Origin of the sequence: Bacteroides sp. D20, assembly GCF_003436255.1 — a bacterium.
In the GTDB taxonomy this organism is placed as follows: Bacteria; Bacteroidota; Bacteroidia; order Bacteroidales; family Bacteroidaceae; genus Bacteroides; species Bacteroides uniformis.
The window spans coordinates 220910-245470 of record NZ_QSOO01000004.1 but is presented as its reverse complement, the minus strand read 5'-3'; the positions used below and the strand labels follow the sequence as shown (position 1 = coordinate 245470).

The 24561-nt window shown below is 44.8% G+C and carries 28 protein-coding genes and 4 pseudogenes; 21 read left to right on the top strand and 11 right to left on the bottom strand.

Features of this window, described 5'->3' with window-relative positions; translation table 11 throughout:
• The first annotated feature begins 149 nt into the window (after nucleotides 1–149).
• Nucleotides 150–1509: pseudogene (locus DXD78_RS06190) on the top strand (transposase).
• Between the two features lie 317 nt (nucleotides 1510–1826).
• On the opposite strand, the gene DXD78_RS06180 reads toward DXD78_RS06190, so the two are convergent.
• Complete coding sequence (locus DXD78_RS06180) at nucleotides 1827–3323, bottom strand: hypothetical protein (protein WP_117652603.1); 1497 nt, start codon at nucleotides 3321–3323, stop codon at nucleotides 1827–1829.
• A gap of 97 nt (nucleotides 3324–3420) precedes the next feature.
• On the opposite strand from DXD78_RS06180, the gene DXD78_RS06175 reads away from it, so the two are divergent.
• The gene (locus DXD78_RS06175) at nucleotides 3421–3825 is read left to right on the top strand and encodes a transposase (RefSeq protein WP_233534012.1); all 405 of its coding nucleotides are present in this window, start codon (nucleotides 3421–3423) and stop codon (nucleotides 3823–3825) included.
• A gap of 283 nt (nucleotides 3826–4108) precedes the next feature.
• Here the strand turns inward: DXD78_RS06175 and DXD78_RS06170 are convergent, their stop codons facing one another.
• Complete coding sequence (locus tag DXD78_RS06170; protein WP_147328002.1) at nucleotides 4109–4348, bottom strand: DUF4372 domain-containing protein; 240 nt, start codon at nucleotides 4346–4348, stop codon at nucleotides 4109–4111.
• A 531-nt stretch (nucleotides 4349–4879) separates the two neighbouring features.
• Here DXD78_RS06170 and DXD78_RS06160 point away from each other — a divergent pair.
• The 17 genes from DXD78_RS06160 to DXD78_RS06085 all read left to right on the top strand — a co-directional run bounded on the left by DXD78_RS06160 (nucleotide 4880) and on the right by DXD78_RS06085 (nucleotide 16105).
• The gene (locus tag DXD78_RS06160) at nucleotides 4880–5137 is read left to right on the top strand and encodes a hypothetical protein (RefSeq protein ID WP_013617177.1); all 258 of its coding nucleotides are present in this window, start codon (nucleotides 4880–4882) and stop codon (nucleotides 5135–5137) included.
• 11 nt (nucleotides 5138–5148) lie between these two features.
• Complete coding sequence (locus tag DXD78_RS06155; RefSeq protein WP_117652600.1) at nucleotides 5149–6003, top strand: DpnD/PcfM family protein; 855 nt, start codon at nucleotides 5149–5151, stop codon at nucleotides 6001–6003.
• Between the two features lie 23 nt (nucleotides 6004–6026).
• Nucleotides 6027–6407: a hypothetical protein gene (locus tag DXD78_RS06150; RefSeq protein WP_117652599.1), complete on the top strand. Its 381-nt coding sequence runs from the start codon at nucleotides 6027–6029 to the stop codon at nucleotides 6405–6407.
• Between the two features lie 95 nt (nucleotides 6408–6502).
• Complete coding sequence (locus DXD78_RS06145; protein WP_117652598.1) at nucleotides 6503–7426, top strand: hypothetical protein; 924 nt, start codon at nucleotides 6503–6505, stop codon at nucleotides 7424–7426.
• Nucleotides 7427–7467: 41 nt separating this feature from the next.
• A complete protein-coding gene (locus tag DXD78_RS06140; protein ID WP_233534011.1) occupies nucleotides 7468–7770 on the top strand; it encodes a hypothetical protein in 303 nt (100 codons plus the stop codon).
• Nucleotides 7771–7803: 33 nt separating this feature from the next.
• Nucleotides 7804–8115, top strand: a complete 312-nt coding sequence (locus tag DXD78_RS06135; protein ID WP_117652597.1) for a hypothetical protein — start codon at nucleotides 7804–7806, stop codon at nucleotides 8113–8115.
• A gap of 29 nt (nucleotides 8116–8144) precedes the next feature.
• Nucleotides 8145–9302 (top strand): hypothetical protein, encoded by a 1158-nt coding sequence (locus DXD78_RS06130; protein WP_117652596.1) that lies wholly within the window; start codon nucleotides 8145–8147, stop codon nucleotides 9300–9302.
• A gap of 26 nt (nucleotides 9303–9328) precedes the next feature.
• On the top strand, nucleotides 9329–10201 hold the full coding sequence (locus tag DXD78_RS06125) for a hypothetical protein (protein WP_158561368.1): 873 nt from the start codon (nucleotides 9329–9331) through the stop codon (nucleotides 10199–10201).
• A gap of 72 nt (nucleotides 10202–10273) precedes the next feature.
• The gene (locus tag DXD78_RS06120) at nucleotides 10274–10831 is read left to right on the top strand and encodes a hypothetical protein (RefSeq protein ID WP_117652594.1); all 558 of its coding nucleotides are present in this window, start codon (nucleotides 10274–10276) and stop codon (nucleotides 10829–10831) included.
• A 186-nt stretch (nucleotides 10832–11017) separates the two neighbouring features.
• The gene (locus DXD78_RS06115; RefSeq protein WP_117652593.1) at nucleotides 11018–11296 is read left to right on the top strand and encodes a hypothetical protein; all 279 of its coding nucleotides are present in this window, start codon (nucleotides 11018–11020) and stop codon (nucleotides 11294–11296) included.
• Between the two features lie 5 nt (nucleotides 11297–11301).
• Complete coding sequence (locus DXD78_RS06110) at nucleotides 11302–12006, top strand: N-6 DNA methylase (RefSeq protein WP_117652592.1); 705 nt, start codon at nucleotides 11302–11304, stop codon at nucleotides 12004–12006.
• Between the two features lie 5 nt (nucleotides 12007–12011).
• Complete coding sequence (locus DXD78_RS06105) at nucleotides 12012–12221, top strand: hypothetical protein (RefSeq protein ID WP_087248859.1); 210 nt, start codon at nucleotides 12012–12014, stop codon at nucleotides 12219–12221.
• A gap of 35 nt (nucleotides 12222–12256) precedes the next feature.
• Nucleotides 12257–13486, top strand: coding sequence for a hypothetical protein (locus DXD78_RS06100; RefSeq protein ID WP_117652591.1), 1230 nt, complete (start codon nucleotides 12257–12259; stop codon nucleotides 13484–13486).
• A 71-nt stretch (nucleotides 13487–13557) separates the two neighbouring features.
• Nucleotides 13558–14433 (top strand): hypothetical protein, encoded by an 876-nt coding sequence (locus DXD78_RS06095; RefSeq protein WP_117652590.1) that lies wholly within the window; start codon nucleotides 13558–13560, stop codon nucleotides 14431–14433.
• 23 nt (nucleotides 14434–14456) lie between these two features.
• Nucleotides 14457–15617, top strand: a complete 1161-nt coding sequence (locus DXD78_RS06090; RefSeq protein WP_087248813.1) for a hypothetical protein — start codon at nucleotides 14457–14459, stop codon at nucleotides 15615–15617.
• A 15-nt stretch (nucleotides 15618–15632) separates the two neighbouring features.
• Complete coding sequence (locus tag DXD78_RS21175; RefSeq protein WP_199607939.1) at nucleotides 15633–15785, top strand: hypothetical protein; 153 nt, start codon at nucleotides 15633–15635, stop codon at nucleotides 15783–15785.
• Between the two features lie 26 nt (nucleotides 15786–15811).
• Nucleotides 15812–16105 (top strand): DUF4120 family protein, encoded by a 294-nt coding sequence (locus DXD78_RS06085; protein WP_117652589.1) that lies wholly within the window; start codon nucleotides 15812–15814, stop codon nucleotides 16103–16105.
• A gap of 313 nt (nucleotides 16106–16418) precedes the next feature.
• Here DXD78_RS06085 and DXD78_RS06080 read toward each other — a convergent pair whose 3' ends face one another.
• The 6 genes and pseudogenes from DXD78_RS06080 to DXD78_RS06050 all read right to left on the bottom strand — a co-directional run bounded on the left by DXD78_RS06080 (nucleotide 16419) and on the right by DXD78_RS06050 (nucleotide 19861).
• A complete protein-coding gene (locus DXD78_RS06080) occupies nucleotides 16419–16802 on the bottom strand; it encodes a hypothetical protein (protein ID WP_233534010.1) in 384 nt (127 codons plus the stop codon).
• Complete coding sequence (locus DXD78_RS06075; RefSeq protein WP_199607938.1) at nucleotides 16790–17272, bottom strand: polymorphic toxin type 44 domain-containing protein; 483 nt, start codon at nucleotides 17270–17272, stop codon at nucleotides 16790–16792. Before DXD78_RS06075 ends, DXD78_RS06080 begins: the two co-directional genes overlap by 13 nt.
• A gap of 938 nt (nucleotides 17273–18210) precedes the next feature.
• Nucleotides 18211–18522, bottom strand: coding sequence for a helix-turn-helix domain-containing protein (locus tag DXD78_RS06065; RefSeq protein ID WP_004295270.1), 312 nt, complete (start codon nucleotides 18520–18522; stop codon nucleotides 18211–18213).
• Between the two features lie 8 nt (nucleotides 18523–18530).
• Complete coding sequence (locus DXD78_RS21480) at nucleotides 18531–18995, bottom strand: IS5 family transposase (RefSeq protein ID WP_005650024.1); 465 nt, start codon at nucleotides 18993–18995, stop codon at nucleotides 18531–18533.
• Nucleotides 18949–19320 carry a transposase family protein gene (locus DXD78_RS06055; RefSeq protein ID WP_007563479.1) on the bottom strand — a complete coding sequence of 124 codons (372 nt, stop codon included), beginning with the start codon at nucleotides 19318–19320 and terminating at the stop codon, nucleotides 18949–18951. The genes DXD78_RS21480 and DXD78_RS06055 overlap by 47 nt, the downstream gene beginning before the upstream one ends.
• 224 nt (nucleotides 19321–19544) lie before the next feature.
• A pseudogene (locus DXD78_RS06050) lies at nucleotides 19545–19861 on the bottom strand (helix-turn-helix domain-containing protein).
• 73 nt (nucleotides 19862–19934) lie between these two features.
• Here DXD78_RS06050 and DXD78_RS21170 point away from each other — a divergent pair.
• Nucleotides 19935–20111 (top strand): annotated as a pseudogene (locus tag DXD78_RS21170) (Ppx/GppA family phosphatase); the annotation flags it as partial.
• A 128-nt stretch (nucleotides 20112–20239) separates the two neighbouring features.
• A pseudogene (locus DXD78_RS06045) lies at nucleotides 20240–20368 on the top strand (transposase); the annotation flags it as partial.
• Between the two features lie 210 nt (nucleotides 20369–20578).
• Here DXD78_RS06045 and DXD78_RS06040 read toward each other — a convergent pair.
• From DXD78_RS06040 to glgP, 3 genes are read right to left on the bottom strand one after another with little or no spacing between them, the layout of a single operon-like run.
• Nucleotides 20579–21115 carry a methylglyoxal synthase gene (locus DXD78_RS06040; protein ID WP_004295275.1) on the bottom strand — a complete coding sequence of 179 codons (537 nt, stop codon included), beginning with the start codon at nucleotides 21113–21115 and terminating at the stop codon, nucleotides 20579–20581.
• A gap of 54 nt (nucleotides 21116–21169) precedes the next feature.
• Entirely contained in the window at nucleotides 21170–21979 is an 810-nt protein-coding gene (locus DXD78_RS06035) for an arginase family protein (protein ID WP_007563471.1), read from the bottom strand.
• Between the two features lie 16 nt (nucleotides 21980–21995).
• Nucleotides 21996–24554, bottom strand: coding sequence for an alpha-glucan family phosphorylase (glgP, locus tag DXD78_RS06030; RefSeq protein WP_004295277.1), 2559 nt, complete (start codon nucleotides 24552–24554; stop codon nucleotides 21996–21998).
• Between the last annotated feature and the right edge of the window lie 7 nt (nucleotides 24555–24561).

Sequence of the window (24561 nt, the reverse complement as noted above, 5' to 3'; positions counted from 1 at the left end):
ATAACTATGGACATTCAGTAAATACTATAATATTAGCCAACTGATTCATATACAAAGTGTTATGAATTAGTTGGTTTTCCCTATCTTTTAGGTATTCCCCCGAAAATAAGGTTTGACGGCCAAAACGGGGGAAATACATTAACCAAGATATAGCTAAGATACAAAATATTTCGGAAATTCACCCGACTCTAGGCTCTACAGAATTTGATATTCTGGAAAAATATCGCAAGAGTTTTGACAAGAGTGAGCTTGGGCAGACTTCATTCGGTCTTTCCGTTTGAGCGTATGGCGGAAACCTCCGGTCTGTCTGAACCCCATCTGGGCCGCAGGAATATATTCAGTCCCTGTGCAAAGATCGTCCTTATGGTCCTGAAGGCATACACCGGCTTCCCTGACAGGTAACTGGTGGAACATCTCAGCGCAACATACACTACCAGATGTTCTGCGGAATCATGATAAATCCGTCCATTCCCATAAACAACTACAAGATAATCAGTGCCATCCGTAATGAGATAGCATCCCGTCTTGACGTTGATTCCTTTCAAGAGATACTGGCCTCACACTGGAAGCCATACCTTGATAACCTTCATGTGTGCATGACCGATGCCACCTGCTATGAGAGCCACATGCGTTTTCCGACAGACATGAAGCTCCTTTGGGAAAGTCTCGAATGGCTTTACGGGCATATCTGCCGGCATTGCAGGGATCTGGGTATAAGGCATCCGCGCAACAAATATACTGATGTTGCGACATCCTATCTGTCCTACTGCAAGAAAAGAAAAAAGAAGGCTTCGAGGACAAGAATGCTCAAGCGTCGTATGATCAGACTTCTTGAAAAGCTCCTCATACAGAGGGATGAGATTCACCGGGAGTACGGAACCTTACTCCGCTATACCTGGGATTATCGGAAGCGTCTTTCTATCATCAGAAAGGTTCTCGTACAGGAAAAGGAAATGTTTGTAGGCGGAAGGTCAGTGACCGCATCGTCAGCCTTGACCGTCATTATGTACGTCCCATTGTAAGAAGTAAGGAAACCAAGTCCGTCGAGTTTGGTGCAAAAGTGAACAATATACAAATAGACGGCATATCGTTCATCGAACACATCTCGTTCAAGGCTTTCAACGAAGGTATACGCCTGAAGGACTCTGTATTCGCATGCAGCAGAGACTCATGCATGTGAGGGTAAGATGCGTGGCTGCCGATTCCATATATGCCAATAATGCCAACAGAAAGTTCTACACAAAATATGGAATATCCACATCCTTCGTACGCAAGGGAAGGGTGGCCAAGGATGAATCCTTGAGAAAGGTTCTCAGAAGGGAACTCTCCAAAGAAAGAGCCATCCGGCTTGAAGGCAGCTTCGGCACTCAAAAGCAACGTTACTCGCTCTCAAGGATAAAGGCACGGTACAGGAAGACGGAAATCCTTTGGATTTTCTTTGGAATACATACGGCAAATGCCATACTGATGGTAGATAAGGTCAGGAACAAAGCGGTAATAGCGGCATGATATGATTTAACTGAAAAAATCAGAAGAGGTTATCAGACTTCTTCCGAAGTGTTATGTCCTAACGGATAAGAATATTTATGAAACAAGAATAATTACAATAAAAATGGCATAAGGAGTCATTGTCATCTATCATCTCCATATGCCATTTATTATTTTTTACATTTACTGAATATCCCTAACTAAGAGATACTTAAGGGAACGTATAATAGTTTTTCTAATTAGAATGAATGATAGCCGAATGACTTTTTCAATATTATTGGTTGTATAACTATGTTTTATGGCAATCTTTTGTATTTCAGATTTCTGAAACTCAAATTTCATAATAGCAATCCTTTTGAATTTCTAACAAAATTTTTTTTCATTTGCTCGCTCCCTTCTGGGGTAATAGCACTAATTTTTAATGGAAAATCATCTAATATGATTTCTTGTCTGTCATTAAACACATTAGCAAAAGATTTTCTTCCGAGAATACGTTTCTGATAATAACATCTGAGTATGTATGTTGTCCACTCACGTACATTACTTATGTTGAGTGAATAAATCTTGCCATCTACTTTTATAGCAACATTGCCATATTCTTTAACTCCTGTTTCTGATGATTCACTTAATAGGGGAATAGTCCTTACAATATTTGCATCTGACGCCATTCTTCCTGTATGTAAGAATTTCGATCTATATGCATATAGTTTATGAAACACTTTACCAAGATGTTCTCCTAAAAACTCAGTAGATAAGTTACGGACTCTATCCGCAATCTTATAAATAACAGCTCCACATTCTTTACACGTTTCGTGATTTGTCTCTGTGGCTGTTGCACATTCTATAGCAGACAAATACGACATAAGTGCTGATGTCATATGTTCTACCTTATTTCGTTGGTCTCTTTGGCTTAAAGCAATAGTCCCAAATGGAATACTAGCAATTGCAATATCCCCTATTCTCAATTCGGTTTCAATACCAATCTGTAAATGCTTGCACGCAGAGATGAAAAATTTTTCAACCTCACATCTTTTTTCAAAACGACCAATTGATAGAATATTTTCATTTATAAATTTATATGCGTAACTTGAGATACAAATTTGCCAATTGTCAATAGCAGGATAATAGTCTATATAGTCATCAATGAATTGGGATGAAGATTTATTTTCTAGCAATAGTTCATTTTCTATCACGGTAAACTCATCAAACGAACAATAGATGTTTGTTTCAACAGAAAGAAATGCACATATTTCATATAATCTTTCAAGCGCCTGTTGTTCTGCCTCGAACTTATCTATTGCATTCACATAAAAACAAAGATTGCAACCTCCATCGCTCGGTGTAATACAAAAATTGCTTGCATTATACTCTGCAAAACGTATATTTTTTAATTTTGCAAATATTTTCGCTTTACATAAAAAACTTTTTGTTTTGTCCATATTGATTTTAGCATCATTAACTAAAAGCCTAAGTCTTTTTATTTCATCATGTTTCAGTGCAGATGTAGGACGCATTACTAATAATGAATCTATATCTCCTTTTCGGTGATACTCTAAAGCGAAGTATAATTCTCCGATAGTTGTTTGACAAAATCCAAGAACAGAAACTGCACTCTTTTTCCCAATGAACTTTCCTGGGAAATATGCCCAAGGTGCTCTATCTACACTATGATTCGGACAGATTTGCGTATTCACTTGATTCCATAATGAAACCAAAAACTTATTTGAGGCAACATAGCCAGATGTATTGACAACAATTTTTTCAAAATCCTTCTCTGTATCAGCAAACATTTGTGTTTGTGTCAGTTCAAAAGGAAATACATAAGATATAATCATTTTAAGAGCCTGTTTAAATTTTAAAGTTTGATATTGAAAGAGTGTTTCTTCTTTCCGCGAAAATGATTATTTTTAAGTTACCACACTTGAAATAATTATGTATTCGACGGATTTAGAAGAAACACAGTGGCAAGTTATCAAGAAAATCTTGAACCTGCAAGAAAGTAAGCGAGAATATGATTTGCGTGAGATATGGAACGCCATATTCTATCTCGTCAAGACGGGTTGCCAATGGCGTATGCTCCCTTCCCATTTTGCTCTTTGGGAGTTGGTTTATTACTATTACCGCAAATGGTCTTCCTTAGGCGACTTTGACTTGCTGCTGAACAATTTACGCGAGAAAGTGCGTGTCAAGAACGATCAAAATGCCGAGGCGAGCGTGTGTATTATGGACAGCAAAAGCGTCCGTTGGGGCGATAACCGTTCACTTAATGGCATTGACGGCAATAAAAAGGTAAAGGCATCAAGCGCCATATCGTTATCGACAAGAATGATTTCCTGATAGCCGTCATGGTAACAATCGCTTGCGTGCACGGCGGAAAGGCCGCTTACCTTTTGGACAGATGTTTGAAGGGACTTTGCTGTATTTGCACAATGTCCATGCTGCATGTCTTATGTTGGTTGATATGGTTGTGGAGTCCAACGCATAGATTACATTGTCTATGGTTATTTCGGATAGCTTGACCTTTGAATACATGGGTCTTACCAATCCTATGAGATAAATCCCCAACCCCTCAAAAATACGATAATCCCGACTTTCGCTGGCACGTGACAACGATGTGTGGTCAACTGTTTTTTGAAAACCGAGATGATATAGAATTTTTTGAGTGATCCTCCAGACATAGGCATATGTCTCGTAGCGAATCACACCCTGTCAACTGCCCGAAGAGCAGATGAAGGAGGTGATTGTAACTATTGAGATTCTTTGCACGCCAATCTCCTTTATACAACCTTACAAGTTTATCGAACTGGTAGCGTGGTATAAATTCGATTACCTGAGAGAAAATATACTTACCCTGATTCATAGTCTTGATGCGTTGGAACAGCAAGACTAATAAATCTATTTCAAATCAAAAAATCAATGGACTTTTGGATTTGACTAAATACTAATATTTTAATAACAGTGGTTAGATTTTTATCGCACCACTACTATTTGATTAATGAATGTCCTTTAAGGGAATGATAACGCTCTAATTTTTGGGACGTCTGAGATATATCCATACTTAATGTTTTATGCAAAGATACGGTTTTTATTTTGATTGCACATCATCCTAAGTATATAATCTACTGAAATAATTCTTCTTCAAATTGATGAAAAGTAACATTGTATTATAATCCATATTTCTCTTTCTTACAGCAAATCTAGCCCCCTGCCTTTGGATTGAGCAAGGCCATGCCCCGTTGGGGTTGGCCGGGAAAAAATCATCCTCGCTTCGCTGCGGTATTTTTTCCCGCCAAGCCTTGCACAATCCCGGCAGGAAGCAACCTTGCACGTAAGAAACAGAAATACTGGCTCCGGGAGCCGGTCATGTCTAATTGTATAAAAGATAGCAAATATGAGAACAGAAGTAAACCAAACGAGAATTAACGGCAAGTATCCTACAGGCAGCGTATATTATTTCGGAATAGCATATCCTGTGCGTGAAGTGGACGGATATAAGGTCTCCACGGAACGGCTGGAAGCCAGACTGGAATTTGACGGTTCTTTGCTGATGGAAGCGGCTGGAATGCTGGAAGAATTCGCCTGTTTCCTGAGCGATGAGGACATTCACGCACTGAGTGATAAAGAAATACTTGAAATCATCCATTCATAAAACAAAGTAATATGGAATACAAAATCGCCATTGAAGAACTGCTCCGACGTGTAGTGACGGTGGAAGCGGAAAATCCCACACTTGCCGTATATGAAGTGGAGGAGGAATATAATTTAACAAGACACGTACTCTCCGAAAATGACTTCATCGGTGTTGATATCGTGTTGGCTCCCGAAGACAAGGAGGCGCAGGAATATTTGAACAACGGCACTTTCCGCAGTTTTGTCGAAAAACGTTTTAACATCCATTCAGCGGACTTTCCTTTGATAGACAAGGTCCGTTTCGTATTCGGCAGCATGGACAACGCGATTTATGAATTTAGCAAACGGGCAAGCAAGCCCTCTTCAGAAGAAAAGGAAATCTGGCTGCTCTACCGTTGCGATGCCTGGCTGAGCACGGCCAGCATGGAACTGGTCGCCCCCTTTTCCTCCAAGGAAGCCGTGACGGATTACCTGGCAGGTAACCGCAAGCGCTTCCGGCTGACGCAATGGGACCTGGACTTCTTCCGGGAAAACAACCAGACCCAACGGGGCGGTACCAATTACATTGTTTTCAGCCACAGCCTTGATCCCGCGCCCAAGCCCCAGCCGGCTGACACGGACGATGCCTTTTACAAAAAGCCTTTCCGCTATGGCACTACCGTCCTGACCCGTTACGACCTTGAAAACCTTTCCTGCCCGTTCTGTACAAAGGATACGGATGATGAGGCAATGCGCAAGATAGTCCGCCGTATGCACCGGAAGATTAACGGACGGATAAACGGCAATGCCGGTGAAACACCGGATATGGAACCAATCCGTTTGGAGGAGATGGACGAGGCGGCGGCGCATTTCAATGTCCCTTACTATGAAGATTTGCAGGAATGACAATATAATTACAACAGGCAAATATGAGTTATCAGATAATTACCCAAATGGTTTATAACGCCCATACCCACCAAATAGAAACGTGGCAGCATTCCAACAATGTATGGCCGAGAACCGACCATTTCCATGTGCTGGACGTACGTACGGACGAACAACTGTTCCGCTTCATTACCCTGGTGGCGGAAGGCTTGTGGCAGACACGCAAATGGCGCAAGGCGTTTGAAACGCTGTTCCGGGAATACCCCGAACTGCGCATGGATTCCTACCGGGATGAATTCATAGGCAAATCCTGGCCGGAATATTGCGCCATTCGCTGCAAGTATAAGGAACTTGCCTGGAGCAAATGCGGGGAAATAGCCGCACGTTTCAGGCAGCTTGCCAAAATAAAAAAGGAAGAGAAATAACGGAAGGGCGACCGCAAGGCCGCCTTTTTTCATTTATGCACTTTCATACACATCATGTACGGGAAATCAAATCCTGCCGTACACAGGTAACTCCGATGAAGAAAAAACTGACAATGGAATTGGTGAAATCACTGATGGAAGAATCCTATACGCTGGTATGGACGGACTACAGGGACAATCTTGACGGCAACCGTGACCTGCTCCAGGAATGCCTGGACAAGAGAAGTCCGGAACCTCTTTGGGAAAAGGCGGAAGAATGGTGCGGAGATTCCGAATGGGAGGCGGCCAAAGAGATTATGGAAAAACTCAAGGAAAGATGCGTCCTTTTCCATGATTTCGATGAGGAGGAAGTGGAAACTTTCTTTGGGGAACACGATGATGAAATAAGGAGCGAGATTTATGCCCGTGATGATTCAGACGTTTTGACGGAACTGATCAAACATACGGATGACATTCCGGTACGGGTGGAGATGCTTTCCGATTATGACTGCATCAATTCCAACTGGTTTGAATCACAAGGAGGGTACCGTTACGAGAAGTCCTATTTCGGTGACATGGTGGACGCCTTGAAGCTCAATCCCGCCAGGGTAAAGAAGATGCTTGTAGAAAAGGGTTACACGGCACATGGCCGTTTCCCGGACAGGAAAAGCCTGTACGGTAAGGAACAAGTGTCCTACGAACATTTCTATCAGGAACTTATCAATTCCTGTTGCGGTGCAAACCTGCTGACCTATATCGGGAAAGTAAGCCTGAAGGACTTATATGACATCGGATTCTCATTCAAGGAAGTCATTATCCCTAAAGGTAACTATTGCGGCATATTCAGTTCCATATACGGCGGCGGCAGCCTGTTCGGAATGGAATTGCAACAGGATGTAAAGTTGGAACTGAAACCAAAAGACCGTTACGGTTTCCGCTTCAGGCTTGACAACGAAAAATCAGAGACCGAATGTTCCATTCAACATGTATATGGAGCATGTGACTCCTTCTTCGGTGAAACGTTAAAGATTGTCTCTTAACCAATTTGACAATCATTGTATAATTCTCAAAAGCAGATAAAATGGAAAATAAAACAGAGCCAAGACGGGCAGGAATGTCTGAAAGCAAACAGGGCTATTTTGAAGAAGAATTGTGCTGTTCCGGCAACAGCCCTCTACAAAGTACCCTTTACGATAAGAAATTTGAAGAAATTAAATCCGGTTATGGTGACAGTGAAGTATGTATGGGTGAAATGCTGGCATCCGTACCGGCGGATGGATTGACATTGGAAGAAGCGTTCTATCTGTACATGCGGGCCATGCAATGGGCTGAAGGAGACCGCTTTTTCCGCTGGACATATGACGGGAAGGAAGAACGTTTCTGAAGTGAACTATATATAACCTCAAATAGAAGAATTATGAATTTTCAAGCAGAAAATGCAGTTTCCAGTTTCTTCTACTATATGTGGAATACCTGGAGCCAGGAAGAGTGCAGAATCGTGTACGGGAACATGTCCCGTCATTTTTGGGAAAAATGGTGCCTGTTGTCTGACAAAGGCGTATTCGGTGCGGCTGAACGTTTCTATGCAGAGTTGTCGGACACATATCGGCGACCTTTGGTGGAACGGGCAGTCAACCTGTATGACGGCAAGTCACTCCGGAATATACAGAAGCGTCAACAAGTTATGACCGGTATTGATGAAAATATGAATATTGAAACAGTCCAATAAGACTTATGTTTAACTAAAACAACAGAACAATGATGACAACAACGACACCGAAACCCCGTGAAGGACAAGTAGCGGGCTTTCCGAAAGAACAGGCTGTCATGCTCACGGAGAGCAACGCCTACCGTGCGAAAAGCATCAGAAGGACAGGGACGGACGAAGTTCCCGTCCTTTTTCATTTCCGGAAACGCTGTATGGGAATGCATTCGTATGTGCACACCATAGAGGCGACTGATGGAATAGAGAAGGTAATCCGTCCGGCGGATTTCAAGGAATGGGAAATTGTCGAATGCAGATATCCCGGCTATCTGGAAGACCTGTATGACAGTGCATGCAGTGCCTACCGGTGGAATTCGTTTGACCCGGAGGAACGTGCCCAGACAGACATCTGCCGCCATGAAAAGCAGTTGTGTGCCGACCTGCCTTCCATTCCCGAAGAAAAACGGGAACAATACAAGGAAGGCTACCGGAAGCGCCTTTCCGACTTGTTCGGCAGCCTGTCACGGTGTGCGAGCCCGGCTGTGACCGGACCGGCAGGCATCGACCGCCGGAAACAGGAAAAGGCGGAGCAGGCCTGCCAGAACAGGCAGGAGGAGCTTGAAAGCTGGCGGGAACGATTCCTTGCCGCCATGAAGCGGATGCAGGAGGAAGCGCGTCCGGAAGAGGAGAAACAGGAAGCCGCCTGGAAAAGTCTGAAAAGGGATATCGCAGACAGTGCACAAACCATTCACGAACTGGATACCGGGAAAATCCGGGGGTATAACCGGGCGCTTTTCGTCAGCAGCATCCTGAACAAGGTGATGACCTACGTCAACCGGGGTGAAGTGGAAACCGTACAAAAAGCCGTTGACTTTATCCGTACCTGTAATGCCGATGCAAAAAAGCCGATTATCACCCCGCGCAACCGTTTCTTCCAGTTCCCCGAAATGGCGGCCCGTGTAAGAGAGAAAATGCAGGCCTCCAGACAGGAGGAAAACAGTGAAATCCTTTTTGAAGGAGGCAGGCTGGTGTGGAACCGGCAGATTGACCGGCTTCAGATCCTTTTCGACGGCATTCCGGACGATGCCAGACGCAAGGAGCTGAAGTCGAGCGGTTTCCGCTGGTCGCCCAAACACAAGGCGTGGCAGCGGCAACTGACCATGAATGCGGTGCGGGCGGCAAAAAGATTGTTGAACCTTCAAAACGCATGACAATGGGCCATGATAAAAGAAAATATGTGGCAGATTCCCGGTATTTCCGGGGAGATGTCCTGACCGTCATGTCTGACGGAGTACATTGTGACGATTCCGGACACACCCTCATAGAATTGCGTGAAAAGGAACATAACCCGTACCTGTATGCTTTTGGAGCGAAGGAGTTGCAAAAGAAAAACCGTATTTACATGGAATCCCTTTGTGCGCCGTTCAGGGAAGTTCACCGGTCATGGTATGAGGAACAGTGCGGTTTCCCTTCCATTCGCCGGAACCGGAACTGCTTCTTTAATGCGACACCTTATTACTGGGAGTTGCATGACTTTTATTTCAAAGTATCCGGCCGGTGCTTTACCGGTATCCGTCCTGTCAATCTGCCCCACGAGGAACTGCAGCGTCAGATAGGCGAACATTACCGGCGTATCACCTTGAAACCGGAAATCCGTAAGTGGAATATTGTTTCTTCCGGAACAGACGAAAACTGCTGGAGAATGGGAACCGCCTATTTCTTCATTACAGGCAAAGGCGGTCCACGCTTCATCTGCAACCTGACCGTATCCGGAGAGATGGAATCCGTTCAGGAGGCACGCAAGGATGTCGCCCGTATCCTCCGAAGCCTGCGCAGACATCATTTCACTTACTACGCGGGAATGGGAGGCATCGATGACCTGGACCGATTCATGGATTATATGGAGAAGGACGGTTACACTTTGTTAGCGGCCGGGACATTCTTCCAATATCCGGCAGGCAGGGAGTCCGTCACCTTTACGGGAAAAATCAAGGAAACGGGCAAAAGGTTCCTGTACCGTATCTACGACCGTGAAATTTTCCTGCACCTCTTGAAACGCCTCCGGAGCGTCAAGAGAGAAACGGAACATACGGAACGCAGAATGACTTGAGTGTGATTAAAACGAAAGCCCTGTCCTGTCGGATGGGGCTTTCATAATTTTAATAATGATTGGAAACATAAGATGAGAAAGTTCAAGGAAAAACAGGCAGTGTACTGGAACGACCCTGCCGGAGAAACATCAGGCGTCTATGAGGTACTTGATACGAATGAAGAATATAATGCAGGAATAACGGAAGCTGAAATATTGGAATTTGACTCCCGGGTGCTGCTGATAGAGAACGGCGTAAGCGAAGCGGAAGTTTATGCGGAAGAGCTGGCCATTATTGACCCGCCGTCAGGTGAAGGCCAGGCTCTGGTTCAAAAGGAGATGGAGAACGGTTTCAAAATGTTCATCAGGAATAACGGCTGTAAACCGGATTATGCAGTCTGTGTCATTGTTTGGAATGATGGCAGCATCTATCCGGAAGTGAATATCAGGCTTTCCCAAACGGTGGATCCGGCTACAGACGATAACATTTTTTTCTATTGTGACGGGCTGAAAGAGCTCAAGTCGCTCGTTTTCCCCGGTGGGGAAGATTTTTGCATAGCAGACATCCTGTATTTTAAGGGCCTTTGTAAAAGAACGCCCAATAAAAAGCATCATATCAAATGTCATCCTCATTTCTTGCGGCAAAAATAGCCGTTTGCCCGATTGACCGGGCAAGGCGGCCCCTTTGGGGCTGGTTGGCGGGAAAAAATCATCCTCGCTCCGCTGCGGTATTTTTTCCCGCCAAGCCTTGCGCGGTCCCGGGTCAAACGCCAACATTTGCGACAAGAAATAAGAATGCCTGCAAGCAGGCAGATGTCTCATTAAAAATTAGAATATATGATCACAATGGACTACAGACAAATGCTGGTTGTATCCTTATGGCAGTACAATCATCATGCGAGCGAAGGACTGACCCTTCCGCTTTTTCAGGAAACCTTCGGGAAAGCCTGCGGGCAGCACTATTATGAGAAATGGACGTTTTACTTCAACCGCAACCTGTGGGATATGCTGGCCTATTTCAGGAGCGAGGAGGGAAACGGACAGAAATTCTGCGACATGGTGGCAAGGCAGGTAGAACTTTACCTGCATAACCGGGAACTGACAATTAAAAATTGAAGGCTATGGCACAATACCCGATTCCCAAAGAGATACAGCCCCTGGCAAGGCTGATGACGGATTTCTCCCATGCCTGTGGTTATGATCCGCTGACCGTATTCAATGATTTTCTGGCATTTGTCATCCACGGTTTCTCCCCCGGCGCACCCCCGCTCAAGAGTTGGAAATACAAGCGGCAGCAGAATGCCGCGTTCATGGGCATGGTGAACGAATGGGTGCGGCTCATGCAAAGCCGTCTGAAAGAAGATGACAGCTGGTATGACCCGTTCGGCGACATTTACATGGCATTCTCTTCCGCCGGTTCCAAACAGGCACAAGGACAGTTCTTCACTCCGGTACCAATTTGCGAACTCATGACGGCCTGCACCGATACGGGAGAACATCTGCCCGGACAGCGGATGGGAGATCCGACCTGTGGCAGCGGACGTTTGCTGCTTGCCTGGCACGTACGCAACCTCGGCGGCTATCTGGTCGGGGAGGACATCAACCGAACTTGTTGCCTGATGACCGTATGCAACATGCTCATACACGGTTGCGTAGGCGAGGTCATCTGGCACGACAGCTTGCAGCCTGAAAAGTTCAACGACGGCTGGCTGGTCAATCCGATACTCACTCGCACAGGCATCCCGACCATATCCAAGATGAGCGGGGAAGAATACCGGACAAGCCGGGAACTTCCTGTAAACAGAACAATAAATTCTAAAAAATGACAGCTATGGCAACAATCATTATTGCCCGGATCTGCAACTCATGCGGCTGCACTCCGGAAGAAGCGAAGGAGTATCTGGACAGTGAGATACGCAACCTGTTGGACTACAGGGACGCGGATGACCTCCGTGCGGAGGATTTCGCACAGGCATGCGACAGCCTGGGTCTGGAACATGACTTCATTCCGTATTTCATCGAACGGATCAGTATGTGTTGAATTTATGAATAATCCATTATTAAACAGATAAAATTATGAAAGTGAATGCAAGCAATGAACTGAAATCCCGTCTGGCCCATGCGGCAGAAAACGGGAGCGTCATCGCAAGGGACATCCTTGCCGAATTGAAGAAGAATGTGGATGTCACAGAGATTGTACGGGGATTCTACAACCATTTTTCCACCAAACGCAAACGGGTATCCTGCGACGGGTTCCAGAAAATCCGCATCGTGTTCACCGCCTGTAACAAGGACCTGTCCAACGAGCATTTCCCGGACCGCAACAATCCGCAGGCTCCCCTGTTCCCGGAAAACCGGGTGGATATGGAACCGTCCACGTTCATCAGGCAGTTCAAGAACCTGCCAGAGTATCCGGAAACAGACATGGCCTATTTCGCCAGCGCCATCTGTGTGGACAGCAAGGTGACCGTGCGCCTGCTGGAAGGGATGCAGGACATTTACGAGGCATACGACGGGGATAATTATTCTCCGATAGCGGACGATACCACATCAACCCTGCACAATTCCTGCATGCGTTATCCGGAAAAGGCACGCAATGCGGCAGACTTCTATGCCAACTTCGCGGGGGCGAAAATCCTGGTGGCAAGGGACGAGAGCAACAATGTGCTCGGACGTGCCATCGTGTGGGAGAATGTACGCTGTCCGGGTAACAACTATGGGTTGGACACGGTTTCGCTGACAGACCGGATATACTCGTCCCATACGTTTGTCATAGGAATGATGCAGAATGAGGCACGCCGGATCGGGATTCTCCTGCGCAGAAAGTTCAACGATTACCACCATACCAAGGAATATGTGGCACTGAACAGCCTGCAAGAAACAGGCATTGTGGCAGGACAAGAACTCCAACTGGCACTCGTCGTGGAAGTACCGGTTTTCCGCTGGCATAAGAAAGGGGCACCTTATATGGACACATTTTGCAGCATCGCCATGAAATCCGGGAAAATGGAACTGAGAAATTATGAGGGGGAAGGACAGATTGCCAACTGCCGGACTACAAGCGGAAACGCCGTCCGCATGATGCAAGTGTGCCCGAACTGTAACAGGATACATAATGATTTCGAAAAAGTTTTCTGTCCCTCATGCAGGACATCCTTCTATACAAATACCGTTTTCGGAGAAGTGATAAAAGGCACTGCACGGGAATACAAAGGAAAAGTTTACCCTTCCGTGCTTTTCAAGAAAGGCCGGCCGATCCCGCCGTTCAGGACTTATTTGCAACTGGAGAAACTTTTTATATCATAAAGGCTGTCGCAGGCGTATATCCGCAAGGGTGTACGCCTGTACTTGATGTATTATATTCAAATATCAATTTTATGGAAAGACTGATGACACTCTATAACATAGCTTCCCCGTCGGGGAAGGAAAAGCCCATGCTCCGTTACCTCAAAGCGGAGATGAAGCGTATGGGCATAGCTTGCAGACAGGATCGTCTGGGTAACCTTTATGCCGTAAAGGGCCAGGCAAAGACTTATCCGTGCGTCGTGGCGCATGTGGACGAGGTGCACCGCCACAGGACAGGCACTTACGGGGCATACGTGGTGGCGGATGCCATGGTGATAGGCTATGATTATCGCCACAAGCGTATGACAGGCATCGGCGCCGATGACAAGAACGGCATCTGGATCTGCCTGAAATGTCTGGAGGATTTCAAGGTGATGAAATGCGCTTTCTTCGTCCAGGAAGAGAACGGATGCATAGGAAGCCGGGAGGCGGACATGGCTTTCTTTTCGGACTGCCGCTTCGTGCTCCAGTGCGACCGCCGGGGCGATTCGGACTTTATCACCCGCATACATGGCACGGAACTCTGTACACGTGACTTCATCGGGTGTGCCGCCGCTCCCAAATACGGCTACAAACCGGCCGAGGGTGCCACAACGGATGTATATATACTGAAAAGAAGGGGACTTCCGGTTTCCTGTGCCAATATCTCCTGTGGGTATTATGAGCCGCATACGGACCGTGAATATACCATACTGGAAGACTTGCACAAGTGTTACCGATTTGTGCGTCATATCGTCATTGCGCATAAGACGGTCAGCATTCACTCTCCGGAGGCGGAACAATATCCCTTTTCCGGATATTATGAACTGTTCGGCATTGGCGGGTATAGCGAGGAAGAATACCAACGGATGCTGGGGCGGTTCAAAAGCGGCTGCTCCCGAAAGCTGTTGAAAAAAGACTTTATCTGACAATATTAAAACAAGAATCATTTATGGAAGCAACATTGACAATGCCGGCAGCTGCGCCGGTACAGAAGCAGCAGGGACTGAATCAGGTAGTGATCAACAAGGTACGGCGGATGGTCGAAGGCAGGCAACAGGATGTGATGGGCACCATCACCCGGCTGCTCGAAGAAGGGAAAATCGCACAGGACTATATCGCACCCATCGGGGTCAGCCGCAGAAACGGAGAGCAACGTCCTGTTGTGTCGTTCAAGGCGGCGGGCCGGGTGCAGCTTTCGATGCCTGAAGGTGATTTCAGCCTGCACGCCAATGCCATCGGCCAGGTTTCCGAAAAGATGGGCATCCCGGCCAAATACCTCCGTGAACTTTCGGCGGGAGCCGCATGGCAGAAACAGTTGTGCGCCACCATCCTGAACGAGCATTCGGGCTGGACGGAACGGACGCGCGTGCTGGTCCGGGCGGTAGGAACCGAAGTGCGGGGCATATTGTCCGATTCCTACCGGAGGCTCAATTCGGTGGAGATCCTGACCGCATTCATCCGGGAGGCGGCAAACCAGGGGGCGGTCGTTTCAGATGCCTACATGAACGATACGAAGGTCTGGTGCGAGACTATCCTGCCCACTCCCATAGAGATCCCTACCCGCAAGAACGGTACGGTTGTCATCTTTGCCGGGGCGCGTTTCTCCACATCCGATTACGGGAACGGTTCGGTGGACATGCGTTCCTTCCTGCTCAACGGGGCGTGCCTCAACGGGATGGTGCGTGAGTCCGTCATGCGGCAGGTACATTTGGGAGCGAAGCTGCCCGATTCGATGGCCCTTTCCCAAAAGACTTACGAACTGGACACGCAGACTACCGTCTCTGCGGTTTCCGACCTGACCAAAGGGCTGTACAGCCGGGACACCCTCATGCAGAAGGCCGTGGAGATTCAGGGAGCCGCCGAGGTGGACGTGGATTTCGACAAGGAACTGAAACAACTGGTACAGCGGGGCGCCTTGCTGAAGAACGAGGGGCGCGAAGTGGAAAAGCTGTTGATGAACAATAACCCGGACGACGGGGTGACAGGCGGCGCTACGCTTTGGAAGTTGACCCAGGGTATCACGGCATTCGCACGGGCACAGCAGCCGGAACGCTGCCGCGAACTTCATGAGATTTCCGGCCAGTTGTTGAACCGGGTGAAGGTGAACTGAAAAACGGATGCGGAGATGAAAGCCGGGGACTTTGCCACGCTGGTACGCCCTTATAAGGGGTATCGCAACATCGAACTGATCAAGCGCCTGCCATATACATGGCTGGTTCGTATCTGCGGAAACGGATTGGAACTGGAAGTTTACGAGGACGAATTTGTCCTTGATTGAATATAAACCTTATAAAGAAAACGAGTATGAAAATTTTATGTAGACAGGAGCACTACGACAAGGTGGTGCAGTACGCCGAATCCATCGGCGACACTACGCTCCAAAGATGTCTGGAGCGGCTGAAAAGTTGGGAGAAGAATCCGAACCGTCCCTGTGAGATTGAGTTGTATTATGACTTTGCTCCTTATTCATTCGGTTTCAGAGAGCGTTATCCGGATGGCAGGATTGGCATTGAGGGCGGACTGCTCTATCATGGCAGGCCGGACGAGTCCTTTGCGGTTCTGTTAGAGCCTTTTCACGGGTGGAGCATACATACCTGATGTTTAGTCATTGCATAAAGAGAATCTCAATTTTGAACGGAATCTAAAGTTTAGATAGACTTTAAGGCACAGTTCAAAATTGAGATTACATTTCGCATTTAATAGAATGATACAATTGCTAAAGTAAGGCGATTTGTTAAACTATCTCAATATGGATTATTGGATAATCAGATAATATTGGTTTATATTAACCTTATCACTGGATACACATCCGCATAGGTATGCAATCAGGATTATACCAACCTCAATTGTCTTCTTTAACATATTACTGATTAAAATCTGAGTGTTTTCGTTATTGTATATAAAAATATTACTACGGATAAAGTCCTAAAAATTTCTTTTTGGTATGCCTTATATAATATCCTTTTTCATCTAAATAAATATCTAGTCTCCAAAAATCTATATCCCTTTTCTGAAGTAAATTATCGTAATTGCGCATAAATATTGCAATTTCATCGTCCTCATTCCAACACCATGTGTATGGAATCCTATATGTAGCAATCTTGTTCACAATGTATATTTTGTCAAGATTTCCATTATATGTACATACAATCTTTCCTAAATATCCATTTTCTTTAGGGCTATGAAAAATAATTGCTGGTTGGAATACATAATATCCATACAATATAATTATAGTACCAAATATAATACTTAATTTGATAAAAAATATTTTTTTCCTCTTTGTCATTTTAAACATATATGTTTTAATTTACTTTCTGTCATAGGGGCAGAATCCAATGCATCCAAAATGGCTTGTGCAGTCAATCCTTTAGCATATCTACCATATTTGTAATATAAAGCAAATCCTATTTTTATCGAAATTTTATCATCATCTGTATCTTCTACATTTTTAGCTCGGCTATCTATTATTTGAGCTAAATCAGCACCATCTAACAAAGTTTCTTCGTCGAAACCTACACTTAATCCAACATAACCATAATGAATGTTTGACCATACATCATAGAAATAGTCGAAGCCTTTATATTTATGATAATAACTTTTATATATAACTTTTGTTCTCGGATTAACTCTTTCAACAGCTAAATCTTTAAACATCTGCCGTATTAAGTCTTTATGGTCCCAAGGCCTTTTTCTAAAAACTCTTTCCGTCCACAAAATTTTAGCTTTGATTAAATTTAGAGGTTCTGGCTGCGTTAAGGCTTGCACTAATATATTCTCTTTTTTCCATGAGTCATACCTTTTTTGATATTCTTCCTCTAAAGTCCAATATCTAATACTGCTAGCTACTTGACTATTTACATTTTTCTTTATTTCATTTACTATAAATTCTTATCAATTTGATGGATTAATTTGAAAGACAAACGCTTATGGAAGTTCTGAAAAGTCTAAGGTAACGATTTGGAGATTGTGCTAATTTCAGTACTTTACAGTCTCATACTTATGAACAACTTTTATAGGACAAAGATACTATTTTTTTTGAATAAGAGAATAATTTCACAGGAAAAATAGAAATTTTATGGGGAAGTGTTCTGATAGCATGTCGTTGTAGATTGTAGGGAGGGGATGTAAAACGGCAGGCACATAGAATTTCCGATATTCAGAAAGCCGTATTCCCAAAATAGAGATTATTTTTGAAAGAATCACATAATCCGCTAAGAATAAAAGTTTATGCGGATCATCAAAAAACGAGGTAACGAGTTGGCAACCGTTCTGGTTTCTACATACTTGCATCAATTGCGTTGATGTGCAACTCACTTTATGTAAAGGTACGATTTTTTACGGAACATGCAAAACACCTTTGATTTTTCTTTTTTAGCAACCGTCAAAAACAATCTTTCGGTTTCATATCCCGGTCACAAAGGCGGTACAGTCTCTTTATGAAAAGTAAACAAAGGTCAGGCAGGATTGAAACAGACTGTTACGAGAACAGTCAGAAAAGGATTGCATACAGGAATTACAGTCTGATACCGGGCAGGGGACGACTTTGTGCCAAAGTCCAAAAAGAGGTTCTTTTTCCAGACGGCAAACTCCCTCACCTCTAAAAAACAGTCTGTGGCTGGCGCACGCAAACGTCCAGCCTTTATGCGGACAGTCTTAATGCCCGCAGCCTGTACAAGTGCGTAAAAAACAGGTAAATGGAATCTTCATCCGCTTCCCCGCGCCTTGCCGACACTCCTATATTCCCGTTCCAACACCTGCTCGATCTCGCTCCTCTTGTACAAGACCTTGCCACCAAGTACATAGTAAGGCAGCGTGCCGTTGCTCCGATACTCGCCCAATGTCCTGCGGCTGACTTTCAGCATACACGCCACCTCACTGTCGCACAGGTACACGTCTTCTTTTGGCGGAACCGCGCCATCTCCGAAAATGCCGTCAATCATCGCCGACAGCCGGTCGATACGCTCGTGGATGGACTGCATCCACGCATCGTCTTTCGTTTTCAATTCATTAAACATTATATAGATTAATTTGTTATATGACTCATTTTGTGACTGATTCTGAAGTTGTGTAATCCACAAGCAATAAGAATCACCATATCTTCGAAACCGAATTTATGGCATCTGAATCGTTCTTTGACAATACGGCATTTTTTCATACCACCTATGGCATGCTCCACTTTAATCCTAACTCCGGAAATCCGCTTGTTCTCTTGTTTTTCAACACAAGTAAGCTCTTTCCCTTTAGGTTTCTTTTTGGGCATGCATATTTCAACTCCATCCGGTTTGTGTCCGATGAAACCTGTATCCTGCCAGAGCCTAATACCTTTGGGAAGTAGAAGAGGTTCTTCATCACAAATCTTTTTGTCATGGACATGACCTTTGTATGTGGAGCTCAACCATACAATCCGAAGATTGTTAGTACATAACAGGTTATTCTTTATGCTATGAGTTTTTTTTACCACTATAGCATGCAGACTGCCAGTCTTCATCCAAAGGACGCTGAATAGGTCGCTCGGTTCCGTCCAACAAGACTTCTTCGCACCCTTGAAGAATGTGTATCAGACGTTTGGAGTTACGGTCAGGCAATTCACCAAGCGTTTTCAATGTACGCCGGAGAATCTCAGAAAGAAGGTGAATCCATCTATTGGCCTGGGGCTGGGTCATCTCAAACTGAATAGCATGGAGTTCCTGAAGGGGATTGATCTTCAGATATACCAATATGAAGAACATTTTGTCCTGAATCAGAGACAACACTGTTGTAAGATATACGTTGGCGCACTTTACCTTCCAAGGTAAAATGGCTGTAATATTCATCCCAATGGTACTTGAAAGTTATTAGCAAAGCGTCAAACTCTGCAGGAGTTAATCCTGTCGCAGCAAGCACTTGGCTATGACGGTGGCGAATCTTGTCGTAATACATCAATTGAACTTTTTAGATCACAAAGATAAATCAAAGAACGCTTTAATCAATTATTCGATATAAACTCTATTATACATACTGCTCATTTGTCTTTTGTTGATACTTCAGTTCAATTCCTTCAAATGGTGTGCCCCCTGTAGCGTGCATCCTTGCGTCTGTCCTCCACTTTCGTGACGATACGCTCCACGTCTTCCGGCAGGTAATAGGTACGGTTGCCTATCTTGGTATAGGCGAGCGTGCCGTTATCCCGCAAGGTCTGCAAGGTGCGCTTGCTGATTTTCAGCTTCAGGCAGACATCCTGGTGGTCGAGCCAGCCAGCCGTCCTCTTCACGCCTTTCAAATCCAGATGGGGATTCCCTCCACCCTATGTATGAACCGTTCGATTTTCATGGCAAATTCCTCGAACGCCTTCCTTTCAAAACATACGGTTTCCATAACAATCCGATTTTATGTTGATACTTCAAATTCATACCATCCGGAGAAACGGTCACTCGTGGTGCCGGTATAACAGCGCATGGAAGAATTTAATCTGAAAACTGACCGTGCAGATGTTATTGTTCCCGCCGCTGAGATATTTCTGATAATTGCAGGTATTGTCAAAGCTGAGTATATCCATGTTCCGGTCATTGGCTTAGCAGATGGTATTATTGACAATTTGTATGCCATATACCTGAAAACGGAATAAAAGGAATTGTGCATAGCTGTTTTAACTAGGGGATATTCAGTAAATCCTATAAAATTAGCCAACTAATTCATACTAAAAGTATTGCGAATTAGTTGGCTTTTTGTATCTTTAGGTATTTCCCCTAAAATTTTGAAGAACGATTGACAAATGCTTCAGCGGAGTCGTTCAATGCTAAAATCAAAGCTCTTCGAAGCCAGTTTAGAGGGGTGGCTGATCTGAAATTCTTCATGTTCAGACTGGCTAGGCTATACGCTTAAAGGAAAGCTTGCCAACCGGAAAAATCCGCTGCCCCTGGAAAAAGCAGCATAGCCAAAAGAAAATATAGCAGAACTGTAAAATATAAAAGAGTTTGTGCCAACGTTTTGACACAAACTTAGCAGATTACTATTCAGCTGATACCTATTCTGAAAGATGTAAACAACTTGTTTCTTAGATAGCCTTATAAATATTCTACTACTTATTACAGTTCATTTAGAAATGTTATTCTCACTTTTATTCCTCCGCTTTTTCACTTGCTCCACTGCTTCAGATATGATTCCCTTGTTTTCAAAACGCTGCGTGTAATTGGTGTAATCCGGGTGAATACGTTCGTAAGTTGGGTCAGTGAATAAGGGACTCGTAATAATGTGGTCCGCAGTCGAACGGTTACAGCAGAAAACAATATTTTCAACTCCAGCCAGTCTGGTCAATGCTTTCACATCCGTATCATGCGGCTGTAGTGTCATCGGATCTGTAAAAAAGAACAGATAGTCTATTTCTCCTTCTACGATCCGCGAACCAATTTGCTGGTCACCTCCTAAAGGACCAGATTTCAGGATTGTGATATCCCATTTGATTTCAGGATGTTTTTCTTCAAGGGCTTTTTTAATTAGTGTACCGGTTGTACCCGTACAATAGAATTTATGTCCTATCAGACGTTCCGAGTTCCAGAGAACCCACTCTATCATGTCTTTTTTCATTGCATCGTGTGCAACAAGTCCAATTCTACGAACAATTGTTTCCATAAAGCTAAATTATTTTATTTTTATATGATAATTATAATAACAAAAAAACTAATTCTATTGAAGGCCGGAGGATGACCGGATAAATCTGAGCAATTCTTTGTTTGCCTGGCTATCCATGACGGTTTCCCGTTTTTCTTCAAAAAGATTGAGTGTTGTGGAGCATTCCCCACAGATGTCAATGCCTACTACCTGTTCTTTCTGAAGAATAACAGCCAGCAGTTTCTCCAATTCCCATAAGCTGAGAGAACCTTGATCCCAGTTTGTTGCTGCCGAAGCCGGATTCAAGACATCCTTGTCTATGGAAATGTAAACCGGTCCGTTGATATGTCCGGAAGAAAAGTTCTGCCAACCCTCTTCGTGCATGAGCGTAGTTTCACTGTAAAACCGAACTTGTCTTTCATATCCTTTCGGCACAGCCTGTATCAGTTTGTCTGAAGAACCTACGATAATTACTTTCTTGCAGTTGTTGTTATGGTCCAATATATCCTTTACCCAACTTCCGCAAGAAAGTATGTTGTCAAACAACGGTGGCTGCATATCGGGATGGTGGTCGAACACAATCAGCGAAAACGGAGTTTCAAGTTTGTCTGTCCAGAATTTAGTCAAATAATGATAATTGCCTGAATCGATGAAATGGACTCCCTCCGCCGGATAATCAGCAATCATCCCCTTCAAAGCCAAAGCCCCCTCCCTGTCACAGTAGCCATCTGTACCATAAAGATGACGACAATCCAGCCATATAAATTTATTGTTCCAGGCAAACGCCTCGTAGTCATACACTCCCGTGAAGTTCATGATGATGATCGGCCATGCTATCCGTTTATCTGTTTTTTGATTTTGCCCGCTCATACGTTGTTTTTGCATATCCTTTTACTGTTCATTAAAACCATCGTACATAACAGAAATCTTGTCGGTGAGGTAACAAAGCATTCTTGGGATACATACGGAAGGCCTGCTTGAAGCTTCCAGCGTTGAAAATGCCGGATGTCGCCTTAAAGGTATATAAATTCCCATTCTTGGAAACCGGCAAAAGGGGAATAACCTCATATATGTGATCCTGACCGTCTTCACGCCTGATAATGACCGATTCTATTCCGATTGCGTCATCCAGGCCTTTCTCATCAACGACAACCGTCACCTCATATTCCTTTCCGGCTTCAACCGTGGCATTCAGCCCATTCCCTGCCTCTATGGATTTGATTTCTATGGCATCCCATCTGCTTCGGACGTTTGCTTTCCAGTCAGCCATCATTTTCGCCTTCGCAAAGTTGTCGGCTGCCAGAATGTGGAAATGCTCTGACAGTTTGTTATAGAACCTGTCATAGTAGTCGTCCAACTGTCTTTTCATGGTAAAATGGGGAGCGATTTGTGCGATTGAGTTCTTGATATACTTGACCCAGTCTTCCGAATAGTTCTTCCCCCCATGCTCGTAATACAGTGGCAGGATGTCATGCTCCAACAAATAATAGATGGCTTCGGCATCCAGCTGGTTTTGGTACTGTTCATTCTGATAAGTCCTTTTATCAGTCAGTGCCCATCCAGCATCCTTACGGTATCCTTCATACCACCAACCGTCCAGCACGGAGAAATTAAGCACACCGTTCATCAATGCCTTCTCGCCCGACGTACCCGAAGCTTCTGCCAACCGCGTAGGGGTGTTCATCCAAATATCCACCCCCGAGATAAGATGGCGTGCCAGGTCCATGTCGTAATTCTCCAAGAATATGATTTTACCTAAAAATTCCGGACGCCGGGATATTTCCACGATTTGCTTGATCAGCCCCTGCCCGGCACCGTCATTGGGATGGGCTTTGCCTGCAAAGATGAACTGTACCGGATATTTCGGATTATTCACAATCCTGGCAAGTCGGTCTATATCCGTGAACAGAAGATGAGCCCTCTTATATGTAGCAAAACGGCGTCCGAAGCCTATTAGAAGAGCATCGGGATTGAATCTCTCAAAAATGGAAACGCTCAATGCCGGATCAATCTGACTCCTGAGCCAGTCCTTGCTGCATTTGCTTTTGATATAGTCCAGCAATTTTGCTTTCTGTTTTAACCGGGTATTCCATATCTCTTCATCCGGGATGCCATAGACGGCCTCCCAGATTTTCTGATTGGACTGGTCGCAGAAAAAATTCTCATCAAAATTGTCCTTGAAAAGCTTTTTCCATTCTGCCGCACACCAGGTAGGCAGATGTACCCCGTTGGTTACATAACCCACATGGTTCTCTTCCGGGAAGTATCCCTTCCAGATCGGCGCAAACATTTGCTGGGATACCGATTTATGCAACTTGCTGACACCGTTTACCTCCTGGCAGGTCTTGCAGGCGAAGACAGACATGCAGAAACGTTCCTCCTTGTCTCCCGGATTGTGACGCCCGAGATCCATCAGGTTATCCCAGGTTATACCCAACTTGCCAGGATATCCCTTCATATATTTATTGAAAAGCCCTTCGTCAAAATAATCATGACCAGCGGGTACGGGAGTATGTACGGTATAAAGTGAGGAAGCACGTACCAGCTCCATGGCCTGCCCGAAATTCAAGCCGCCATTTATGTAATCACAAAGCCGCTGGATATTGATCAGTGCGGCATGCCCCTCATTACAGTGATATACATCTTTCGTTATACCTAAAGCTCTCAGCGTTATCATCCCGCCTATGCCAAGCAGTATTTCCTGTTTTAGCCGATTCTCCCAGTCGCCTCCATACAGATGGTGAGTGATAGGGCGGTCAAACTCGCTGTTGAGTTCATTGTCCGTATCCAGCAGATAAAGGGGAATACGCCCCACACTGGCTTTCCAGACATTGGCATGTACCACAAAACTGTCGGCATAGGGGACGTGGATTACCAGTTGTTTCCCATCCGGTTGCATTACCTTTTCAATCGGGAGCTGCCCGAAATTCTGCGCTTTATAATTGACTGTCTGCTGGCCGTCCATGGAAAGCGACTGGTCAAAATAACCGTAACGGTACAAAAGTCCTATGGCACAAAGGTCCACATTGCTGTCCGACGCCTCTTTCAGGTAATCCCCCGCCAACATTCCCAAACCGCCGGAATATATCTTAAGGACTTCATCCAAGCCGTATTCCATGCTGAAATAAGCTATTGACGGGCGCTGGTGATCCGGTTCCACATCTACGTATTTTTTGAAGGCGGAATAGACGGCATCCATTTTATAGACAAAGTTCTCATCATGTGCCAGCGCTACAAGCTTCTCATAATTTATCCGCTCCAGAAACAATACCGGATTCTGTTCCACCTCTTTCCAAAGTTCCGAATCCAAATCACAATACAGTTTCTTTGCGTCATCATTCCATGTCCACCAGAGATTATGTGCGATTTCTGCAAGTTTTCGCAGTTCTGCAGGAAGATGTGAACCTACTGTAATCTCCCTCCACTGAGGGGTATTTACATTATAACTTGAATATTCCATGACATTT

Excerpts from the sequence above, each read along its gene's own strand:
- DXD78_RS06065 (WP_004295270.1), bottom strand. The coding sequence starts at position 18,522 with ATGTTTAATGAATTGAAAACGAAAGACGATGCGTGGATGCAGTCCATC.
- DXD78_RS06115 (WP_117652593.1), top strand. The coding sequence starts at position 11,018 with ATGATCACAATGGACTACAGACAAATGCTGGTTGTATCCTTATGGCAG.
- DXD78_RS06110 (WP_117652592.1), top strand. The coding sequence starts at position 11,302 with ATGGCACAATACCCGATTCCCAAAGAGATACAGCCCCTGGCAAGGCTG.
- DXD78_RS06040 (WP_004295275.1), bottom strand. The coding sequence starts at position 21,115 with ATGGAAACAATTGTTCGTAGAATTGGACTTGTTGCACACGATGCAATG.
- DXD78_RS06175 (WP_233534012.1), top strand. The coding sequence starts at position 3,421 with ATGTATTCGACGGATTTAGAAGAAACACAGTGGCAAGTTATCAAGAAA.
- DXD78_RS06150 (WP_117652599.1), top strand. The coding sequence starts at position 6,027 with ATGAGTTATCAGATAATTACCCAAATGGTTTATAACGCCCATACCCAC.
- DXD78_RS06080 (WP_233534010.1), bottom strand. The coding sequence starts at position 16,802 with ATGTTTAAAATGACAAAGAGGAAAAAAATATTTTTTATCAAATTAAGT.
- DXD78_RS06120 (WP_117652594.1), top strand. The coding sequence starts at position 10,274 with ATGAGAAAGTTCAAGGAAAAACAGGCAGTGTACTGGAACGACCCTGCC.
- DXD78_RS06085 (WP_117652589.1), top strand. The coding sequence starts at position 15,812 with ATGAAAATTTTATGTAGACAGGAGCACTACGACAAGGTGGTGCAGTAC.
- DXD78_RS06035 (WP_007563471.1), bottom strand. The coding sequence starts at position 21,979 with ATGCAAAAACAACGTATGAGCGGGCAAAATCAAAAAACAGATAAACGG.
- DXD78_RS06160 (WP_013617177.1), top strand. The coding sequence starts at position 4,880 with ATGAGAACAGAAGTAAACCAAACGAGAATTAACGGCAAGTATCCTACA.
- DXD78_RS06140 (WP_233534011.1), top strand. The coding sequence starts at position 7,468 with ATGGAAAATAAAACAGAGCCAAGACGGGCAGGAATGTCTGAAAGCAAA.
- DXD78_RS06155 (WP_117652600.1), top strand. The coding sequence starts at position 5,149 with ATGGAATACAAAATCGCCATTGAAGAACTGCTCCGACGTGTAGTGACG.
- glgP (WP_004295277.1), bottom strand. The coding sequence starts at position 24,554 with ATGGAATATTCAAGTTATAATGTAAATACCCCTCAGTGGAGGGAGATT.
- DXD78_RS06170 (WP_147328002.1), bottom strand. The coding sequence starts at position 4,348 with ATGAATCAGGGTAAGTATATTTTCTCTCAGGTAATCGAATTTATACCA.
- DXD78_RS06130 (WP_117652596.1), top strand. The coding sequence starts at position 8,145 with ATGATGACAACAACGACACCGAAACCCCGTGAAGGACAAGTAGCGGGC.
- DXD78_RS06100 (WP_117652591.1), top strand. The coding sequence starts at position 12,257 with ATGAAAGTGAATGCAAGCAATGAACTGAAATCCCGTCTGGCCCATGCG.
- DXD78_RS06135 (WP_117652597.1), top strand. The coding sequence starts at position 7,804 with ATGAATTTTCAAGCAGAAAATGCAGTTTCCAGTTTCTTCTACTATATG.
- DXD78_RS06180 (WP_117652603.1), bottom strand. The coding sequence starts at position 3,323 with ATGATTATATCTTATGTATTTCCTTTTGAACTGACACAAACACAAATG.
- DXD78_RS06145 (WP_117652598.1), top strand. The coding sequence starts at position 6,503 with ATGAAGAAAAAACTGACAATGGAATTGGTGAAATCACTGATGGAAGAA.
- DXD78_RS06095 (WP_117652590.1), top strand. The coding sequence starts at position 13,558 with ATGGAAAGACTGATGACACTCTATAACATAGCTTCCCCGTCGGGGAAG.
- DXD78_RS21480 (WP_005650024.1), bottom strand. The coding sequence starts at position 18,995 with ATGAAGACTGGCAGTCTGCATGCTATAGTGGTAAAAAAAACTCATAGC.
- DXD78_RS06055 (WP_007563479.1), bottom strand. The coding sequence starts at position 19,320 with ATGAATATTACAGCCATTTTACCTTGGAAGGTAAAGTGCGCCAACGTA.
- DXD78_RS21175 (WP_199607939.1), top strand. The coding sequence starts at position 15,633 with ATGAAAGCCGGGGACTTTGCCACGCTGGTACGCCCTTATAAGGGGTAT.
- DXD78_RS06105 (WP_087248859.1), top strand. The coding sequence starts at position 12,012 with ATGGCAACAATCATTATTGCCCGGATCTGCAACTCATGCGGCTGCACT.
- DXD78_RS06090 (WP_087248813.1), top strand. The coding sequence starts at position 14,457 with ATGGAAGCAACATTGACAATGCCGGCAGCTGCGCCGGTACAGAAGCAG.